This is a genomic window from Gordonia sp. CPCC 206044 (assembly GCF_048537895.1).
GTDB lineage: Bacteria > Actinomycetota > Actinomycetes > Mycobacteriales > Mycobacteriaceae > Gordonia.
Genome location: NZ_JBCLVL010000017.1, coordinates 92,672 through 109,773 on the forward strand (window position 1 = coordinate 92,672; position 17,102 = coordinate 109,773).

A 17,102-nucleotide genomic window follows, 5' to 3' on the forward strand; every position below is an offset into this window, starting at 1 on the left:
GACAATGTGTCGGTTGCTGCCCCGAGGCGCGGGCCGCAGAGTTGGCCCATGACCATCGGCACACCCACCGACGCGACCGAACCCGCGACGGCCGCACCGCAGTCCGGCTACCGCGACAAGGTGCTCGCGGTCGAGCCGGGCGGCAACGAGCCCATCCCGATCGATGCACGGCATGGCCGGCCGCGTGGACTCTTCTGGACCTGGACTGCGCCGAACCTGGAGTTCGCGACCATCTTCGTCGGCGTGATCTCGGTGCTCTACTTCGGCCTGTCGTTCTGGCAGGCGGTGGCGGCGATGGTGGCGGGCAACCTGCTCTCCGCGGTGGCTCACTTTCTGCTGTCCGCGGAGGGGCCACTGCACGGGGTGCCGCAGATGGTCCTCGGCCGCTTGGCCTTCGGCCATCGCGGCAACATACTGCCTGCCACGTTCATGGCCATCATGTGCGGCGTCGGCTGGTTCGCCACCAACAGTGTCAGCGGTGCTTTCGCGCTCTCCACGCTCTTCGGGTTGACCCCGCTGCTGGGACTGGTGATCATCGTGGTGGTCCAGACCGCTTTCGCGTTCTTCGGACACAATCTCGTCCAGCGTTTCGAACGGATCGCAGCACCGCTGCTCGCGCTGATCTTCGTGATCGCCGCGGTCATCATTTTCAGCAGATCGCACTTGTCGATGCCCGCCGCCGACGGCGGCTTCTCTGTCGGCGGGTTCCTGCTGACGATGGGTGCGGCCTTCGGGTACACGGCCGGATGGACGCCGTACGCCGCCGACTACACGCGATACCTGCCGCCCACCACGCCGAGGTCGCGGACCGGCCTGTTCGCGTCCGCGGGTCTCTTCCTCTCGTGCACGTTTCTGATGATCGTGGGCGCGGCGTCGGCGACGATCGGAGCACCGAGTTCGGACAATCCCACCGAGGCGTTCACCGCCAACCTGCCATCGGGGGTCGCCGACCTCACCCTGCTCGCCATCGCCGTCGGGGCGGTTGCGGCCAACGCGATCAACGTCTACTCCGGCGCAATGGCGTTCGTCACCATGGGATTTCGATTGCCGATGGCGCTGCAGCGCGCGTTGGTGAGCGTCTTCTTCGGTGTGGTCGGCTTTCTGGTCGCGTGGTGGGCGCTGGCCGATGCCGCAGAGTCGTATGAAGCCTTCCTGCTGTTGGTCGCCTACTGGATCGGGCCGTGGCTCGGCGTGGTGTTTGCGGATCGACTGCTGCGCAGGGAGCCTCCGTCGCTGACTCTGCTGTACGACCCCCGGTACGCCAACTGGGGCGGGTTCGCGTCGTTCGTGATCGCGCTGCTGGGCTCGGTGTTGCTGTTCTGCAACCAGGAGAAGTTCGTCGGTTATGTGGCGCGCGCGGTACCCGAACTCGGTGACGTCGGCGCATTCGTCGGGTTCGCGAGCGCGTTCGTGTTGTATCTTCTGCTCGCACGTTCGAAGGTGGCCGAATCGCAGCGTGTCTATACCTGACCGCGAGATGCTGTGATCGCCAGCAGTATCGACGTGTGCATCGCGGGCTCGGACGGATCGAAGCCCAGGATGGCCCGAATGCGTTCGAGTCGTTGATACAGGCTCTGGCGCCCCAGATGTAGCACATGGGCCGAGCGCGTGGCCGAGCAGCCGTGGCGCAGGTGGACCTCCAGGGTGTGCGTCAGTCGAGTCCTCTGGATGCGGTCGTGCCGGAGCAGCGGTTCGATGACGGCGGTCAATTCGGCGATGGTCGCGGCCGGCGCGGTGCGCATGGCCGACTCGGCGGCCAGTTGCCGACCGGTGAACACTCGACGCGCCGACGCGCCGGTGCGCAGCAGTTCCGCTGCGATACCGAGCTTTTCGGCGTTGCCGGACAGTGCGCGCGCCATCAGGGCCGAGAGTTCGACGCCCGAAGGCATCTCATCGACCGGGACTGCCTGCCCCACCACGGCGGTGACCCTGCCGGTTTGGCCCGCCGGAGCGTCCAGCATCGACGCGATCTGTTCGATCACGTCGTCGCCCGCGTGCCCGCTCTGTGCAGAGACGAGCGCGTACACGGTGGCGTCCACGGTCGCCTGGACGACTCCACCGGCGGCCGCCCCGGCGCGTTCCACCGCGGCCTCGGCCATACGCGGATCCGGTGCCTCCGCCGCCACGGTGACGAGCCGTGCCGCCCCGGTGACCGTGAGGCCGGCGGAGGAGAGCCGGGCCAGCAGATCGGCCCGCCGGATCACCCGGCCGGCCAAGATGTCCTCCATCAAGTGTGCACCGGCCGTGGAACCTCTTGTGCCCGAACGGGTCAGAGCGGCACCAACCGGGGCAGCCGCGATGCTGAGGAGATCGGCAACCGCCGAGGACCCGGTGCACGCGCTCGGACCTGCGATCATGCGGGCGATCTCGCGTCCCCGGACATGTACCGGAACCGAGACCGTCGCGGTGTCGACGACCTGCCATGCGGAACGATCGTCGTTCACGCCATGTGCGGCGAGAAGTGCTCCACCGGAGGCGATCAGCACGGTCGGCGCGCCGATGGCCTCCGACACATGGGCGAGCATGCCGGCAACCCCCGTGGCCGCTGCGAGGTCGGCGTGCAGCGCGTCCACGAGCGATCGGCGCCGCCGGAGGTCGCCGAGTTCGCCGGACACGATGTCCGTGTTGGCCGTGCGGCACACCTCGATGAACGGCATCACGCGGCGCAATTCGATGATCGGAAGCCGACTCGTCGAACCCTCCCGCACGATCTCGTCGGGGATCGCGTCGAAGGTGCGCCCGGTCTCGAAGGCGAGGCCGACGACGTCGCGCTCGGCCAGGTCCCGGACGTAGTGGCGCCGGGTGCCTGCGTCGACTCCGGCGAGCCCGAGCCCGGTGGTCAACAGCAGCTCGCCGCCGGACAGCAGCGGGCCGATCTCGAAGATCTCGCTCGAATGGACCCACCCGACGGGCACGTCGAGGCGATCGTGCGCGGTGAGGACGTGCGGATCCGCGGCACGGAGATGATGGTCCACGATGTGTCGCAACGTGGGCGTCGATCCGGCGATGGTCATGTGTGCAGACGATATGCACGTTCTCGTTCCTGCGCGAGATGACGGACTGTCCGTTGTCGAGGGCCCGACTCACCGGCAGTCTCGATGCATGACCGGCAGCACCCCGACGACATCGGTGACCGACCCCCACGTCCTGCTCGACATCGCTTATCGACAGGCCCTGACTGGGCTCGCCGAAGGGGGAATCCCCATCGGCGCCGCCCTCTTCTCGGCCGACGGTGTGCTACTCGGTGAGGGCCGAAATCGGCGGGTCCAGAACGATGACCCGTCGGTCCACGGCGAAACCGACGCGTTCCGTGCGGCCGGACGTCTGCGCGACTACTCGTCGACGATCATGGTCACCACGCTTGCGCCCTGCTGGTACTGCAGCGGACTGATCCGGCAGTTCGGGATCGGGACCGTGGTGATCGGAGAGGACCGCAATTTCGCCGGGGGCGAGGAGTGGCTGACCCGAGCGGGTGTCGGTGTCACGGTCGTCGATGACGAGCGGTGTGTCCGGATGATGGCCGACTTCATCGCCGAGCATCCCGGACTGTGGAACGAGGACATCGGAGTGGCGGGAGACGGCGCGTGACCTCGAGTCCCGTCCTGACCGTCGACCTGTCGGAGTGGCGCGCCGGCGGCGACGCCGCACGCGTGGTGTGCAGGGCTGTCGACGCATCACTGCAGGAGGCCGGTTTCCTGCTCGTGACCGGCCACGGTGTCGACCCCGCGCTGCCCCTGGAGTTGCGCGCCGCGGCCCGGGAGTTCTTCGGGCTGCCGGGGACGGTCAAGGAGCAGTATGCCGTCGGTGTGGGTGGTCGTGGGTGGATCGGGCCGGGTAGGGAGGCCAACGGCTACGCCGAAGGCACCCAGACGCCACCCGACCTGAAGGAGACGTACAACTCGGGTTCCCAGACCCGCGTGGGGAACGCGACGGTCGACGACTACTGGTTCGCGCCCGACGTATGGCCGTCCGAGACGCCTGCTCTGCGCGAACTGTTCACCCGCTGGACCGCGGCGATGAAGGCACTCTCCGACGAGCTGCTCGCATTGATGTCGGCGTCGCTGGGGCTTGCCGACGCCGACAATCCTTTTCGGGATCTGGCCGAGAACGCGACCTGGACGTCGAACATCAACCATTACCCGCCGCTGTCCACGACCGGCGCGCCCGAATCGGGGCAGTTCCGGATCGGTCCGCACACGGACTTCGGTACGGTCACCATTCTCGACCGGGAGCCGGGTGCCGGTGGATTGCAGGTGTACAGCGAGGCGGGCGGCTGGGCAGATGCGCCGTACCATCCCGACGCACTCACCGTGAACATCGGCGATCTGCTCGAATACTGGTCGGGCGGTCGCTGGCCCGCCGGGCGACATCGCGTGTTGCCGCCGCAACCCGAGGCGCCGGAGGAGGATCTGGTCTCGCTGATCTTCTTCTACGAACTGAACCACGACGCCGTGGTCGCGCCGTTGGCGCCGCCGATCGGCGCACGGGCGCCGCTGCCGCCGGTGGTCTCCGGTGACTTCATCAAGGAGAGGCTCGATGCCATCACCGTCGGGTGAAGGTTGTGGGTGCGGCACCGCACAGACGAAGGCCCCGCCGGCCGATTGACCGACGGGGCCGACCCACCCGGGGTATCAGGGCGTCATGCCGAACGGCAGCCGTCCGAACGGCGAGCCGTACTGGCCGGAACCGCTTCCGCCGGAGCCACTTCCGCCGGAGCCACCTCCGTCCGATCCCGACTCGGGGATGGTGGTCTGCTCCTTGTCCACGGTGCTGCCGAGCGTCACCGACACCGTGTGCGCGTTGTTGCCGGAACCGACGGTCACCGGCACGGTGTCACCGGGCTGGTGGGTGAGCACCTGCGCCATGAGGTCGGCGTAGTCGCTGATCGTGGTGTCGCCGATCTTGGTGATGACGTCGCCGTCCTTGATGCCGGCCTTCGCCGCCGCGCCACCGTTCTGCACCGACGACACCTTCGCGCCGGATTCGGACTGATTGTCGGCGGCCAGCGAACCCGACACGCCCAGAACCGGTTTCGTGGCGTGACCGTCCTGCAGCAGTTCGTCAGCGATCCGCTTGGCGGTGTTGATCGGGATGGCGAAACCCAGTCCGTACGCCTGGACACCGCCGGAGGAACTCTGGCCGGTGTCGACCGCCGAGTTCACGGCCACGACCTGACCCCGCAGGTTCACCAGGGGGCCGCCGGAGTTGCCCGGGTTGATCGGGGTGTCGGTCTGCAGACCGTTGTAGACGGTCAGGCCCGATCCCGTCTCGTCGCCGGCGGTCACGGTACGCGACAGGGCGCTGATGATGCCCGACGTCACCGTGTTGGAGAGGTTTTCCGGGCTGCCGACAGCGACCACCTGCTCGCCGACCTGCAGTCCACTCGAGTCTCCCAGGGTGGCCGGGGTGAGTCCGGATGCGTCGTCGAGCTTGATCACCGCGAGGTCGTAGGACGGCGACGTGCCGGTGACTTTCGCGGCGTGGGTCTTTCCGTCCGACGTGGTCGCCTGGATGGTGCTGCCGTTGCCTGCGGCGGCCACGACGTGGTTGTTGGTCAGCACGTAGCCGTCCTGCGAGAGCACGATGCCACTGCCGACGGCGGTGCCCTGGCCGGTGCTCACCTTGATGTCGGCGGTCGACTTGGAAGCCACCTGTGCCGCATAGGTGACCGAGCCGGGTTTCACGTCGGCCGCGTTGTCGGCGGCGGCCGGGGCGGAGTTGAGGACCGGCACCGAGGCGGGGGAGTTGTTGTCGAGCAGGGCGTATCCGCCCACACCGACCGCGCCGCCGATGAGCCCGGCGAGCAGGGCGGTTGCGACGATCGGCTTGGTGACGCCGCGTTTGCGATCGGCGGCCGCGGCGGGCGTGAAGCCCGCGGCCCCGGTATCCCATTGCGAGCCCGGCTGTGGCGCGCCGGGAGGCGAGTACGACTGTCCCGGCGACACATACGGGTTGTGTGGACCCGGTTGTCCGGACGGTGCGGTCGGCACGGTCGGGGGCTCGGTGGATGAATAGGTCGCGTGCGCGTTGGGATCGCCGTGCGACAGCGGTTGCGTGACCGGGCGGGGATCGCCCTCGGTCGGATGGGATTCGTTCACGACACCACGTTGCCCTGGTTACATGTGAAGAACTCAAGAGCCGGGGTCAGGATTTCCTGACAGTTCTGCCCCGATCGTCTCAGCGAATTCTGATGAATGCGCGATGCCGTGGTGTCACAGCACCAGTGAGACCACGCGCTCGACCACCGCATCCAGGTCGTCGCCGAGGTGTCCGGCGAGCCATTGCTGGGCGAGTTCGGCCATCGCGCCGGTGTACATGATGGCCCCGACGCGGCTGGTGAGCGGGTCGGTGGCACGATTCGTCGCAGTCGCCTCGGTCAGCACGACCTCCATCAGGAGGTCTTGGGTGGCCGCCCGTCGATCGATGAGGACCGGAAGTGCGCGGCCCTCGGTGAACAGGATGCGGCCACGTCGCGGGTCCTCCGAGCCGAACCCGAGAACCGCTCGGACGCCGGCGGTGGTCCGAGCGCGGATCGAGGGCCCCGACCGTTCCATCGCCTCTTCCACGACGGCGGCCAACTGGGCAGCGACCATGTCGTAGGCGGCGCCGAGCAATTCGTCGGTGTCGGTGAAGCTCTCGTAGAAGTAACGGGTGTGCAGCCCGGACTCGCGGCAGACCGATCGCACCGACAGGGCGGCGGCGCCGGAGGTGCCGAAGATCGCGAACGTGGCGTCGATGAGCAGCGCGCGGCGCTCCGTACGACGGTCGGTCAACGGCACGCCTGCCCATCGGGTGGGGCTCGACATCCGACCAGCCTACGTCTGCCCGGCGATGTTGGGAATCGCGAGGTCTGGTCACAGGCGTGTCCAGAACGTAGGCTGTGTGACAGTGACGACGACCACGACGGTGAGGATGCGACGATGTCGATGACTCTGACGGCGGTACCGGGGGTTTCGGCCCTTCGTGACGCTTCGCTGACACTGCGTTCGGCCACGGATGCGTTTCCGTTCCCGCTGCCGCATCAGCTCGCGGGAATGTGGCTCAATGACCGATTCGACACGAACATCCGCGCGAAATACTTCCGCGGCATGCAGTTCGGTGACCCGGTCGGCGATCCGGGATGGTTCGGCCCGAACAGCGCCACCTGGCACGTCCATTCGCATACACCGGCGCTGATCTTCGGTCTGCAGTGCGCGTCGTATCTGGAGCGCTTGGACCCGAGCATCTTCTGGATGGGTGTGGATCATTCCCGCCTGGTGCAGAAGACGCCGGACGGGACGCCGACGATGCGCATCGACCCGGCCGGCGCGCAGGTGCGGCTCGGCCACTCGGTGGCGTTCTTCATCGGCACCGCATACGGATCCACCGAGACCGCCGAACGTCTCGCCCGGACCGTGCGGGCGATGCACCACACCATCAAGGGCACCCGCCCGGACGGTCTGCCCTACGACGCGGACGACCCGGATTGGTTGCGCTGGAACTACGCGACGGTCGTCTGGGGTATCGCGACGGCCCACGAGATCTATCACCCCAAGCCGCTGCGTGGCGCCGACATCGACCGGTACTACGGGGAGTTCGTGCGTGTCGGGCACGCACTGGGCGGTACGGATCTGCCTGCCACCAAGGCCGACACCCTCACTTGTCTCGAGGAGTATCTGCCGAGACTCGCACTGACCCACGGCAATGCGATGGCGACCGGGGCCAACCTCACCAATCCCGCGCAGTCCGCGGTGGATTGGGCGATCCGTGACACCATGCCGCAGTGGGCTGCACAGCTCGTGTCACATCGTCCGCCCAACCCGATCGAACGTCGGGCCCGTCGCAGCGTGGTGTGGGCGGCACTCAACGGACTGCATGCCACGATGGGTGAGGTGCCGGAGTTCGCTGCGGCGCAACGCCGCGTCGCCGACGGCACCACCGTCGAGCACACCGAACCGCAGTACGTGTTGGGCAGCGATCCCGAACTCGACAGGGATCAGGTGGAGGCGTTGGCGGACGCGGGCGTGAGCGGGTAGGGCCGCCGGTCGCTCAACGGTCCACCGCGATCTCGTCAACGAGCCGGTAGCCGTCGCGCAGCGCCAACGCGTCCCCACTCCAGAACCGTCCGGGGTCGAACCAGTTGGAGTCCTTGTCGGCGTCGATCAGACCCATCTCGGCGTAGGTGATCGCCACGACCTCCGCGCAGTAGGCGGCCTGCAGCGTCGCGGTCCGTCGTCGACGACGGGTGCGCCGGTCGCGGGCCAGGCGATCGAGATACGGGATACCGCGCACGAGATCAACGCTCGTGGGTATCCGGCCCCGGAACCAGCGGCCGGCCAGGCGTGCGGTCGCCGGAAACGGAGTGCCGTCCAGACGGGCGATCACCTGCATCAGCCGGTCCTCGTGTGCGAGGGTGACGGCCGGGGTGAGCTGCCTGAGCCAGCAGTCCTGGTCGTAGACGTCCATCCAGCGTTCGACCGCAGCACGCGCGTCGTGCAGCTGGACACCACGATGATGGGTGCCGGTCCACAAGTCGGTGAGTTTGTCGCCGAGTTCGGCATGCCACAACAGGGGCGGAAGGTCGGCGATCGCGACGGTCATCGCAACGTGGTTGACCGGCGCGTTGGTCAACGTCCGAATGGCCCGGTCGGGACCCGAACGCCCACGGAACAGCCAGATGTCACCTGTGCGGGTCGCGTCGAGGGCGTCGCTCAATCCTGAGTGCACGTGTGCAGAGTAGTGCAGCGACTATCCTCGGGCCCATGCACAGCGCATGGAAATGGTTGGGCCTCGCCGGTGCCGTCGGGGTGGCGGCCGGCGGAGTCCTCGTCGTCCGAGACCAACGGCAGCGCAATGCGTATACCCCCGAGGACGTGCGTGAACGTCTCTTGCAGCGCTACGCCGAGGCGCGCGACCGCAACGGTGCGACCCCCGACGCATCGCCATGAGGTCCTTCGTGCCGCTCGAACCGCCCGTCGATCCCGTTGTGGCCCTGACCCGGACCGCATGGCTACTCGAGCGGGCACGCGAGAGCACCTACCGGGTGGAGGCGTTCCGCACTGCCGCGCGCGCCGCTGCCGATGTCGGTGACGGCGACCTGCGGCGCCGGTCGCGGGACGGCACCCTCACCGGCATTCGCGGTATCGGCAAGACGACCGCCGCGGTCATCTCGGATGCCGTCGAAGGGCGGCTGCCGGGGTATCTCGAGGATCTGCAGCAACATGACGACCCGTTCGTCGACGGGGGCGACGAGATTCGCCGGGCGTTGCGCGGAGATCTGCACGCGCACACCGACTGGAGTGACGGCGGCGCTCGCATCGACGAAATGGCGGCGGCGGCAACGGCACTCGGGCACGAGTGGCTGGCCATCACCGACCATTCGCCGCGGCTGACGGTCGCCAACGGACTGAGCGTCGATCGGCTCGATCGGCAGATCCGCGAGATCGAGCGGTACAACACATCGTCGGAGGGGATGGTCCGTGTCCTGACCGGGATAGAGGTCGACATCCTCGACGACGGTGAACTCGACCAGACCGACGACATGTTGTCGCGCCTCGATGTCGTGACCGCGTCGGTGCACTCGAAACTCCGGATGGATGCGGTTGCGATGACCCGGCGGATGGTCGCCGCGGTCAGTGACCCGCGCGTGGACGTCCTCGGTAATTGCACGGGCCGGCGCGTCGTGACCGGTCGTGGTGCCCGGCCGCCCTCGACCTTCGATGCCCGTACGGTGTTCGAGGCCTGCGCCGACCACGGGACGGCGGTGGAGATCAACTCACGGCCTGAGCGGGTCGACCCGCCGGACGAATTGATCGGTCTCGCCCGCGATCTGGGATGTCTGTTCGCGATCGACTCCGACGCGCACGCACCGGGACAGCTGTCGTTTCCGGCGCTCGGGGCCCGGCGTGCCGAGCAATTCGGTGTCGAACCGGAGCGCATCGTCACCACCTGGTCGCTGAAGCGATTGCTGGAGTGGACGTCGGCGTGAGACGAGGCGTCGACCGGCGGACCCTCGGGGGACGGGTCCGCCGGCCGACACCGGCGCGCAGAGGTTGCCGGGGAGGCTATTTCACCTCTGAGCGCAGGATGCGGATCACTCCCAGCGTCAATGGGATGGCGATCCACACGATCGCGGAGACGATCAGCTTGGCCCACTCCCCGCCGGTGGCCCAGTCACCGGACTGGAACGGGGCGTTCGTCGAAGCGGTGTCGAGCCATTCGCCGAGATTGTCCCGGAACCACGGCACGAGCTGGGTCACCATCGTCAGGACGGTGGGCAGCGCGAAGTAGGCGACGATGGCGCCGGGCGTGTTCAGGATGAGGGCGGCGAAGCCGAACCCCAGGAGCAGTCCGAAGATCTGTACCACGAACGAGTTCACGAACGAGGCCGCCGACAGCGACCATGCGCCCGCCGGGTCCGCGTATGCCAGCCCGGCGATCACGTTGCCGACCGCACCGAGTGCCAGCGAGACCGCCACGGCGCCGACACCGGCGATGAGCACGGTGAGCAGTTTGGCGCCCACCACTCGTTCGCGGCGCGGCTCCATGGTGAATGTGGTCAGCGCGGTGCGTTGGCTCCATTCACTGGTCACCGACATGATGGCCAGGATCGGCAGGATGATCGCGATGGGGATGTTCATCATGCCGAAGAACTGTCCGAGATCGAGATTCTCCGGTTTGTCGTGGTTGGCGGCGAGCATCGCGATCACGACGACGATCGCGCTGACACCGACCGACGCGGTCAGCCAGAAGCCGGCACGGGTGTCGACCAGCTTGCGTAGTTCCACCGCGGTCAGCCGGCTCAACGGGATCGGCGCGGACCCGCGGTCGATGGTGGTGGTGGCGGTGACGCCCTGGACGGAGGCGGTCATGACAGTGCTCCCTGCGGTTGTTCGCGCTGTGTGGACTGGGTGAGTTGCAGGAACATCTCCTCGAGCTGCGCGCCGTCGGCCGGGCGCAACTCGATCAGGGCGACCCCTGCGGCTGCGGCCACCCGACCCACGGCCTCGGGGGCGGCGTCGGTGGTGAAGCCGCCGCCGTCCACCGGCTGTGTGTGGATATTGTTCTGCGACAGGGCATTCACCAATGCTGCATCGTCCACGGATCGGACCCGGGCGCCGTCGGTGGCGAGGAGTTCCTCCTTGGTGCCCTGCGCGACGATCCGTCCGTGGCCGATCACGAGGATCTCGTCGGCGACGATCTCGATCTCGTGCAGCAGATGCGAGGACAACAGCACTGTGCCGCCGCGGCCGGCATAGTCGCGCAGCAGACTGCGCATCCAGTGGATGCCGGCCGGATCCAAGCCGTTGGCCGGCTCGTCGAGGATCAGGATGCTCGGGTTGCCGATCAGGGCGTTCGCGATCCCGAGACGCTGCCGCATGCCCAGCGAGTAGTTGCGGACCCGGCGGCCGGCCTCCTCCGGGGTGAGCGCGACCATCTCCAGCATCTCGTCGACGCGGGCGCGTGGCACCCCCATCGTCATGGCGCTGATGCGGAGGATCTCCGCGCCGGTGCGTCCGGCATGCTGCGCGGACGCGTCGAGCAGTACACCCACCTGGGTCGCCGGGTTGGGGATGTCGCGATACGGCGTGCCGCCCAGGGTGGCGGTTCCCGATGTCGGCGGGGTCAATCCGGCGACGATGCGCATCGTGGTGGATTTTCCTGCGCCGTTGGGTCCGAGGAATCCGGTGACCCGCCCGGGTTTACAGACGAAGGAGACGTCGTCGACGGCCGTGTGGTCGCCGTATCTCTTGGTCAGGTTCTCGACGGTGATCATGCTTCCATGCTGCGCGTGCGGGACGTTCCGGCACATCGGCCCGCGGTCTGGATCGATCCCCGACCAAAGTCGGAGACGACCGTGACCGCGAGTATGAGGTGACCGGCGAGCGCACCCGATTACGGTGGAGGCGTGCGCCCCGAGGACTATCAGCCGCCGCTGACCTGGTGGAGTCATCTGTGGCGTCTGGGGCTGATGCTGGTGATCTCCGGTGTCGCCTGGGGATCGCGGGCGGGATACCAGTGGGACCACGCACGGTGGTGGTTCATCGCCGACGTGAGCGTCGGCATCGTCTGCTACGTGCTGATCTGGTTCCGTCGCCGATACCCGGTGCCGGTGGCCGCGTTGACCAATCTGGCCAGCATCATCTCGGCGAGTTCGGCCGGGGCGGGCACGCTCGCGATGGTGTCGCTGTCGACCCGCCGTCGCTGGCGCGAGATCATCCCGCAGGCGATCCTCGCACTCGGCTGTGGTGTGCTCGGCGAGGAGTTCTTCAATGTGCCGGACGTGCAGGAGCCCGCGGTGCTCCGCTACGGCATCCTGGTCGCGATCATCGCGACGATGGTCGCCTGGGGCATGTACATCGGTTCGCGACGCGAACTCCTCGCGAGCTGGCGGGCCCGGGCGATCCTGGCCGAGGCAGAACGTGAGGCTGAGGTGCGCCAGGCCCGGTCCGTGGAGCGGGCCCGGATCGCCCGGGAGATGCATGACGTTCTGGCCCACCGGATCTCGACGGTGAGCATGTACGCCGGTGCCCTCTCGTATCGCGACGACCTGGATCGCGACCAGGTCCGCGCGACCGCGCAGACGATCCAAGAGACGTCGCGAATGGCACTCACCGAGCTGCGTGAAGTGCTCGGGGTGCTCCGTGAGGGACCCGGAGACGCCGAACCCGAACAGCCGCAAGCACTTCCCGACGACCTTGATTCCCTGATCGACGATGGGCGTCGAGGTGGCATGCGGATCGAGTACATGTGTTCGGCCGACTTGACCGGGCTGGCGCCTGCCCGCTTCCGGACCCTCTACCGTTGCCTGCAGGAGGCGTTGACCAACGCGCGCAAGCACGCCCCGGCCGCCACCGTCACGGTGAGGATCAAGGGCGACGCGGAGCGGGGCGTCGACCTCATCGTCGACAACCCGTTGCCGCTGCGTGACGATGACGCGATGATGCCGCCGCGTTCGGGTTTCGGCCTCGTCGGCGTGGCCGAGCGCGTCGCACTCAGCGGTGGGCGGCAGTCGGCGGTGCGTACCGACGACCGTCGCTTCGTGCTCCACGTCTGGCTACCGTGGCAGTCATGACCGCCCGCATCATGATCGTCGACGACGATCCGCTCGTCCGCTCCGGCCTCAAGCTGTTGCTCGGCGGTGATCTGGAACTCGACGTGGTGGCCGAGGCGGCCAACGGACAGGAAGCGGTGCAGCGGCACACCGCAGACCCGGTCGACCTGCTGCTGATGGATCTGCGGATGCCGGTGATGGACGGGATCGCCGCCACCTCGGAGTTGAAGGCGCTCGATGCGCCGCCGTCGGTCATCGTGCTCACCACATTCGACGCCGACGAGTACGTGGTGCGGGCACTCGCGGTGGGCGCCGACGGATTCCTGCTGAAAGACACCGCGCCCGAGGACATCGTCGCGGCGATGAAGAACGTGCTGCGTGGGCAGCCGGCGCTCAGTCCGTCGGTGACCGCGGCGTTGATCAAACAGGTGGTCGACCGTCGTCCCGAACCCGACCGGGGTTCTGGCGCGGCATTGGCCACGCTCACCGAACGCGAGCACGACGTCGCGATCTGCCTGGCGAAGGGGGCGTCGAACGCCGAGATCGCCGCCGAGTTGTTCATGAGCGTGGCCACCGTGAAGGCCCATATCTCCCACATCTTCACCAAACTCGGCACCACCAACCGGGTTCAGGTCGCGATCATCATGCACGACGCGGGGCGCGCATAGCGCGCAACGGCAGTGGCGCGGTCGGTGGATCCGATGGACACTGGATTCATGCGGCAGTGTCGCCGCCCCGCTACACCTGGAGGAAACATGCCCGACAACAACGGACCCTTCGGCATGGACCCCGACGATTTCGACCGCTTCGCGCGGGAGGCCACCGATGGCATCCGCGACATGGTCGGCAAGTTCCTGGCCACTCCCGGCGGCCGCGGCGCGTGGTCGTCGGTGTTCGACGACGGTGGCCGACGGACCCGGCCGCAGCCCGAGACCTCCGGTGAGACCGGGGCCGGTGTCTGGGCGGTCTTCGTCGTCGACGACGACGGGGGCGCCCGTGTCGAGCAGGTCTACGCAGGTGAACTCGAGGCATTGCGGGCCAACCAGCGCAACACCGATCCCAGGCGCAAGGTGAGGTTCCTGCCGTACGGGATCACGGTCAGCGCGCTCGACGAGGACGACTCAGACGGCGACGACGACCTGTCCTGACCGAGATGGAGATCCCGGTCACCACGCCGCACTCTGCGGCGGGTGATGATCTGAAGTGACACAACGCTTTCGGTGATCGCGCCGGGCTGTGACGTGGTGGCCTGCAGATCGTCGGCGTGCTAGCTTGGCAGGGTCGATGGGACATCCGGACGAGCCCGCCGTACCCGGCCAGCGACAAGACGGTGGCTGTGGAGGTGTCACGGTCATGTCGTGGTTCGTTCTCATCATCTCGGGTGTGCTGGAAGCAGTCTGGGCCACCGCCATGGGACGTTCCGAAGGATTCAGTCGGCTCGTCCCGACCGTCGTGTTCGCTGTCGCGCTCGTCGCGAGCATGGGCGGCCTCGCCTACGCGATGCGCAGCCTGCCGACGGGGACCTCGTATGCGGTGTGGGTGGGCATAGGCGCCACCCTCACGGTCGTCTACTCGATGCTGACCGGTCAGGAATCGGCCGGACTGATCAAAATGCTGTGCATCGTCGCCATCGTCGGCGGCGTGGTCGGTCTGAAGGTCGCAGGCTGACCAGAAGGGCGAACCGGCCCGACCACCCCGGGTCGGGGTGGTCGTAGGCTGGACCTACCGCGTCGCCGGACTGCTCGGCCCGCGGGTGTCGGCAATTGGACCGGTGTCGGCAGTGGAACCGGTGAACCTCGACGGGTGGTCGTTTGGATGTCAGGTACGGAGTTCGACGAACTCGTCCGCGACCTGAAGGGCATCGAGCGTCGGGTCGCGAGGGAGATCGTGCCCGGATGGCGGACCGTGACGGTGTCCGCCTCGGTTGCGGTGCTGGCGGCGTTGTCCCTGCTGCCCGTCATGCCGGGCGTCTCCGGTTGGCAACTGATCTTGCATGTGGCCGACGGTGAACTCGATCGGGTGTCGTCGATCGCGCGGGGGTTCGCGGTCCTCGTCCTGGTGACGTCGGTGTTCTCGCTGCTGGCAATCATCGTGCGGCGCTGGGGACTCGCGTTGATCGCTTTGGCGGGTGCCTGCTTGTCGGCGGTGTTCGGTCTGCTCGGCGTGTGGTCGCAGAACACCATGCCGGGCTACGCCGACGCGACCCCGACGTTGATCCTCGCGTGGGTGGTGGCGGCGTCGCTGATTCCGCAATGGGTGCCGCTGGTGTGGGCACACTCGGCGCTCGACACCCCTTCCGATGACCGGCGGGGTCGTTCCTCGTAGGAGGACACTCCCGACGCGTCGGGATCTGCCGGGATCTGCCAGGATGAGCGCATGTCGCTGCTGGCCGAGGCCTCGTCGTCGGGAACCGATGCGGCGATCGTGTCGCTGTTCTGGATCGTTCTCGCCGCAGTGCTCTCGCCGCTCGTCTCGCGCATGTTCCGGGGCTATGTGCCCGACGTGGTGATCCTGCTCGTCCTCGGCATGGTGCTCGGCCCGCACATGCTCGGCTGGTCAGCACCCGACGACGTCGGCATTCTCAGCCAGCTGGGACTGGGGATGTTGTTCCTGCTGGCCGGCTACGAGCTCGATCCCGAACTGTTGGGCGGGAAGTCCGGACGCGTCGCGATCGTCACGTGGCTCAGCGGGCTGGTGCTCGCGCTCGTGGTGGTCACCCTCGCCGTTCCGGCCGAAGGATTCTCGGCGCACATCGCGGTGGCGATCGCGTTGACGTCGACGGCGTTGGGCACGCTGTTGCCGATCATCAAACAGTCGGGCTTGCTCGACACGGCCCTTGGTCGGGCGGTCATGGCGCACGGCGCGGTCGGCGAACTGGGGCCGATCGTCGCGATGTCGGTGCTGCTCACCAGTCGCAGTATCGGTGCTGCCGTGGTGGTGCTCGTCTTGTTCGGCGTCGCCGCGGTGGTGATCGGAGCCGTGCCGCGGCATATCGCCGAACATGTGCCGGGTGTCCGCACGGCGGTCTCGGAGATGCGCGGCGGCACCGTGCAATTGCCGGTGCGCGTGGTGGTCGCGCTGCTGGTGTCGTTGATGGCCGTCGCGGCGGAGTTCGACCTCGACATCGTGCTCGGCGCGTTTGCCGCCGGGTTGATCCTGCGGCGGCTGGTCGGGCCGGAGCGAGAAGGTGTGGGCCAATCGCTGGAGGTGATCGGATTCGGTGTGCTCATACCGGTCTTCTTCGTCACGTCGGGGATGGGCATCGACGTGACGGCGGTGATCGGCGATCCGGTGCTCTGGGTGGCGCTGGTGGCATCGATCGCGATCGCTCGCGGGGTCCCGGTGTGGCTGGGTGAACGTTTCATCGACCACGGCGCGAACCTCGAGGTCGAACGGGAGCGGACCCAACTGGCTCTCTACGCGGCCACCGGGTTGCCCATCATCGTCGCGGTGACCCAGGTGGCCGTCGATGCCGACCTGATGTCGACGGCGGTCGCTTCGACCTTGGTCGCGGCCGGTGCGACGACCGTCCTGGTCTTCCCGCTGGTGGCCCGGCTCATCGGACCACGCCAGAATGCGTAGAGCCGGGCCGGGTGTCTCGAGGACACCGCGGCCCGGCTCGTCACACGTCCGGTGTGCCGGGATGGGTCAGAGGTACTGACCGCAGACCGGCCACGCGCCGGCGCCCTGGCTGGCCAGGACGTTCTCGGCGACGCGGATCTGCTCTTCGCGCGAGGCGTTGGCGGCGCTGCCGCTACCGCCGTTGGCCTCCCAGGTGCTCTGCGAGAACTGCAGACCGCCGTAATAGCCGTTACCGGTGTTGGTGCCCCAGTTGCCGCCGCTCTCGCACTGGGCGACTGCGTCCCAGTTGCCTGCTGCCGATGCGTTACCGGCGAAGGCGGTGAGCGGGGCCAAGGCGATCGCGCCGACGAATCCGGCGCGCACAGCGAGCTTCTTCATGCTCATGGTCATCGTTCCTCCATTCACCGCCCCGTATCGGGCTGGGCGGTTGATCTCGGACCGACAGCGAACCTACAAGCTGGTAACGGAAAGGTCACGTTGCGACGAT

The 17,102-nt window shown here is 67.8% G+C and carries 19 protein-coding genes and 1 riboswitch; of the genes, 12 read left to right on the plus strand and 7 right to left on the minus strand.

All coding sequences use genetic code 11. The features are described from left to right. The first annotated feature begins 48 nt into the window (after positions 1-48). Entirely contained in the window at positions 49-1,470 is a 1,422-nt protein-coding gene (locus tag AAFP35_RS22485) for a purine-cytosine permease family protein (protein WP_419223881.1), read from the plus strand. On the opposite strand, the gene AAFP35_RS22490 is transcribed toward AAFP35_RS22485, so the two are convergent. Next, positions 1,461-3,014, minus strand: a complete 1,554-nt coding sequence (locus AAFP35_RS22490) for a PucR family transcriptional regulator ligand-binding domain-containing protein (protein ID WP_419223882.1) — start codon at positions 3,012-3,014, stop codon at positions 1,461-1,463. The genes AAFP35_RS22485 and AAFP35_RS22490 overlap by 10 nt on opposite strands. An 88-nt stretch (positions 3,015-3,102) precedes the next feature. Between AAFP35_RS22490 and AAFP35_RS22495 the strand changes: the two genes are divergently transcribed. Both AAFP35_RS22495 and AAFP35_RS22500 read left to right on the plus strand, forming a co-directional pair. Next, complete coding sequence (locus AAFP35_RS22495; RefSeq protein WP_419223883.1) at positions 3,103-3,588, plus strand: nucleoside deaminase; 486 nt, start codon at positions 3,103-3,105, stop codon at positions 3,586-3,588. After that, positions 3,585-4,556: an isopenicillin N synthase family dioxygenase gene (locus tag AAFP35_RS22500; RefSeq protein ID WP_419223884.1), complete on the plus strand. Its 972-nt coding sequence runs from the start codon at positions 3,585-3,587 to the stop codon at positions 4,554-4,556. Before AAFP35_RS22495 ends, AAFP35_RS22500 begins: the two co-directional genes overlap by 4 nt. Before the next feature lie 75 nt (positions 4,557-4,631). On the opposite strand, the gene AAFP35_RS22505 is transcribed toward AAFP35_RS22500, so the two are convergent. Together AAFP35_RS22505 and AAFP35_RS22510 are read right to left on the minus strand one after the other, a co-directional pair. Continuing rightward, entirely contained in the window at positions 4,632-6,098 is a 1,467-nt protein-coding gene (locus tag AAFP35_RS22505; protein WP_419223885.1) for a trypsin-like peptidase domain-containing protein, read from the minus strand. A 114-nt stretch (positions 6,099-6,212) separates the two neighbouring features. After that, positions 6,213-6,806, minus strand: coding sequence for a TetR/AcrR family transcriptional regulator (locus AAFP35_RS22510; RefSeq protein ID WP_419223886.1), 594 nt, complete (start codon positions 6,804-6,806; stop codon positions 6,213-6,215). Between the two features lie 228 nt (positions 6,807-7,034). Between AAFP35_RS22510 and AAFP35_RS22515 the strand changes: the two genes are divergently transcribed. Further along, positions 7,035-8,015 carry an oxygenase MpaB family protein gene (locus tag AAFP35_RS22515; RefSeq protein ID WP_419223919.1) on the plus strand — a complete coding sequence of 327 codons (981 nt, stop codon included), beginning with the start codon at positions 7,035-7,037 and terminating at the stop codon, positions 8,013-8,015. A gap of 13 nt (positions 8,016-8,028) precedes the next feature. On the opposite strand, the gene AAFP35_RS22520 is transcribed toward AAFP35_RS22515, so the two are convergent. Continuing rightward, positions 8,029-8,706, minus strand: a complete 678-nt coding sequence (locus tag AAFP35_RS22520) for a guanylate cyclase (protein WP_419223887.1) — start codon at positions 8,704-8,706, stop codon at positions 8,029-8,031. 35 nt (positions 8,707-8,741) lie between these two features. Here AAFP35_RS22520 and AAFP35_RS22525 point away from each other — a divergent pair, with 35 nt between their 5' ends. Together AAFP35_RS22525 and AAFP35_RS22530 are read left to right on the plus strand one after the other, a co-directional pair. Next, positions 8,742-8,927 carry a hypothetical protein gene (locus AAFP35_RS22525; RefSeq protein ID WP_419223888.1) on the plus strand — a complete coding sequence of 62 codons (186 nt, stop codon included), beginning with the start codon at positions 8,742-8,744 and terminating at the stop codon, positions 8,925-8,927. Further along, positions 8,924-9,967: a PHP domain-containing protein gene (locus tag AAFP35_RS22530; RefSeq protein WP_419223889.1), complete on the plus strand. Its 1,044-nt coding sequence runs from the start codon at positions 8,924-8,926 to the stop codon at positions 9,965-9,967. Before AAFP35_RS22525 ends, AAFP35_RS22530 begins: the two co-directional genes overlap by 4 nt. A 76-nt stretch (positions 9,968-10,043) precedes the next feature. On the opposite strand, the gene AAFP35_RS22535 is transcribed toward AAFP35_RS22530, so the two are convergent. Beyond that, entirely contained in the window at positions 10,044-10,850 is an 807-nt protein-coding gene (locus AAFP35_RS22535) for an ABC transporter permease (protein ID WP_419223890.1), read from the minus strand. Further along, positions 10,847-11,755 (minus strand): ABC transporter ATP-binding protein, encoded by a 909-nt coding sequence (locus AAFP35_RS22540; protein ID WP_419223891.1) that lies wholly within the window; start codon positions 11,753-11,755, stop codon positions 10,847-10,849. The genes AAFP35_RS22535 and AAFP35_RS22540 overlap by 4 nt, the downstream gene beginning before the upstream one ends. A gap of 132 nt (positions 11,756-11,887) precedes the next feature. On the opposite strand from AAFP35_RS22540, the gene AAFP35_RS22545 reads away from it, so the two are divergent. From AAFP35_RS22545 to AAFP35_RS22570, 6 genes are all read left to right on the plus strand, one after another. After that, entirely contained in the window at positions 11,888-13,054 is a 1,167-nt protein-coding gene (locus AAFP35_RS22545; RefSeq protein WP_419223892.1) for a sensor histidine kinase, read from the plus strand. After that, complete coding sequence (locus AAFP35_RS22550; protein WP_419223893.1) at positions 13,051-13,701, plus strand: response regulator; 651 nt, start codon at positions 13,051-13,053, stop codon at positions 13,699-13,701. Before AAFP35_RS22545 ends, AAFP35_RS22550 begins: the two co-directional genes overlap by 4 nt. A gap of 87 nt (positions 13,702-13,788) precedes the next feature. After that, positions 13,789-14,181, plus strand: coding sequence for a hypothetical protein (locus AAFP35_RS22555; protein WP_419223894.1), 393 nt, complete (start codon positions 13,789-13,791; stop codon positions 14,179-14,181). Between the two features lie 127 nt (positions 14,182-14,308). Further along, positions 14,309-14,370: riboswitch (guanidine-III (ykkC-III) riboswitch) on the plus strand. Positions 14,371-14,386: 16 nt separating this feature from the next. Then, positions 14,387-14,701 carry a DMT family transporter gene (locus tag AAFP35_RS22560; RefSeq protein WP_419223895.1) on the plus strand — a complete coding sequence of 105 codons (315 nt, stop codon included), beginning with the start codon at positions 14,387-14,389 and terminating at the stop codon, positions 14,699-14,701. A gap of 147 nt (positions 14,702-14,848) precedes the next feature. After that, positions 14,849-15,358: a hypothetical protein gene (locus tag AAFP35_RS22565; protein WP_419223896.1), complete on the plus strand. Its 510-nt coding sequence runs from the start codon at positions 14,849-14,851 to the stop codon at positions 15,356-15,358. A gap of 51 nt (positions 15,359-15,409) precedes the next feature. Next, positions 15,410-16,615 (plus strand): cation:proton antiporter, encoded by a 1,206-nt coding sequence (locus AAFP35_RS22570; RefSeq protein ID WP_419223897.1) that lies wholly within the window; start codon positions 15,410-15,412, stop codon positions 16,613-16,615. A 66-nt stretch (positions 16,616-16,681) separates the two neighbouring features. Here AAFP35_RS22570 and AAFP35_RS22575 read toward each other — a convergent pair whose 3' ends face one another. After that, positions 16,682-17,005 (minus strand): transglycosylase family protein, encoded by a 324-nt coding sequence (locus AAFP35_RS22575; RefSeq protein WP_419223898.1) that lies wholly within the window; start codon positions 17,003-17,005, stop codon positions 16,682-16,684. Positions 17,006-17,102: the final 97 nt, after the last annotated feature.

Coding starts and splice junctions, on each gene's coding strand:
- AAFP35_RS22550 (WP_419223893.1), top strand. CDS start 13,051: ATGACCGCCCGCATCATGATCGTCGACGACGATCCGCTCGTCCGCTCC.
- AAFP35_RS22510 (WP_419223886.1), bottom strand. CDS start 6,806: ATGTCGAGCCCCACCCGATGGGCAGGCGTGCCGTTGACCGACCGTCGT.
- AAFP35_RS22495 (WP_419223883.1), top strand. CDS start 3,103: ATGACCGGCAGCACCCCGACGACATCGGTGACCGACCCCCACGTCCTG.
- AAFP35_RS22560 (WP_419223895.1), top strand. CDS start 14,387: ATGTCGTGGTTCGTTCTCATCATCTCGGGTGTGCTGGAAGCAGTCTGG.
- AAFP35_RS22515 (WP_419223919.1), top strand. CDS start 7,035: ATGTGGCTCAATGACCGATTCGACACGAACATCCGCGCGAAATACTTC.
- AAFP35_RS22540 (WP_419223891.1), bottom strand. CDS start 11,755: ATGATCACCGTCGAGAACCTGACCAAGAGATACGGCGACCACACGGCC.
- AAFP35_RS22530 (WP_419223889.1), top strand. CDS start 8,924: ATGAGGTCCTTCGTGCCGCTCGAACCGCCCGTCGATCCCGTTGTGGCC.
- AAFP35_RS22575 (WP_419223898.1), bottom strand. CDS start 17,005: ATGACCATGAGCATGAAGAAGCTCGCTGTGCGCGCCGGATTCGTCGGC.
- AAFP35_RS22555 (WP_419223894.1), top strand. CDS start 13,789: ATGCCCGACAACAACGGACCCTTCGGCATGGACCCCGACGATTTCGAC.
- AAFP35_RS22525 (WP_419223888.1), top strand. CDS start 8,742: ATGCACAGCGCATGGAAATGGTTGGGCCTCGCCGGTGCCGTCGGGGTG.
- AAFP35_RS22565 (WP_419223896.1), top strand. CDS start 14,849: ATGTCAGGTACGGAGTTCGACGAACTCGTCCGCGACCTGAAGGGCATC.
- AAFP35_RS22490 (WP_419223882.1), bottom strand. CDS start 3,014: ATGACCATCGCCGGATCGACGCCCACGTTGCGACACATCGTGGACCAT.
- AAFP35_RS22570 (WP_419223897.1), top strand. CDS start 15,410: ATGTCGCTGCTGGCCGAGGCCTCGTCGTCGGGAACCGATGCGGCGATC.
- AAFP35_RS22535 (WP_419223890.1), bottom strand. CDS start 10,850: ATGACCGCCTCCGTCCAGGGCGTCACCGCCACCACCACCATCGACCGC.
- AAFP35_RS22485 (WP_419223881.1), top strand. CDS start 49: ATGACCATCGGCACACCCACCGACGCGACCGAACCCGCGACGGCCGCA.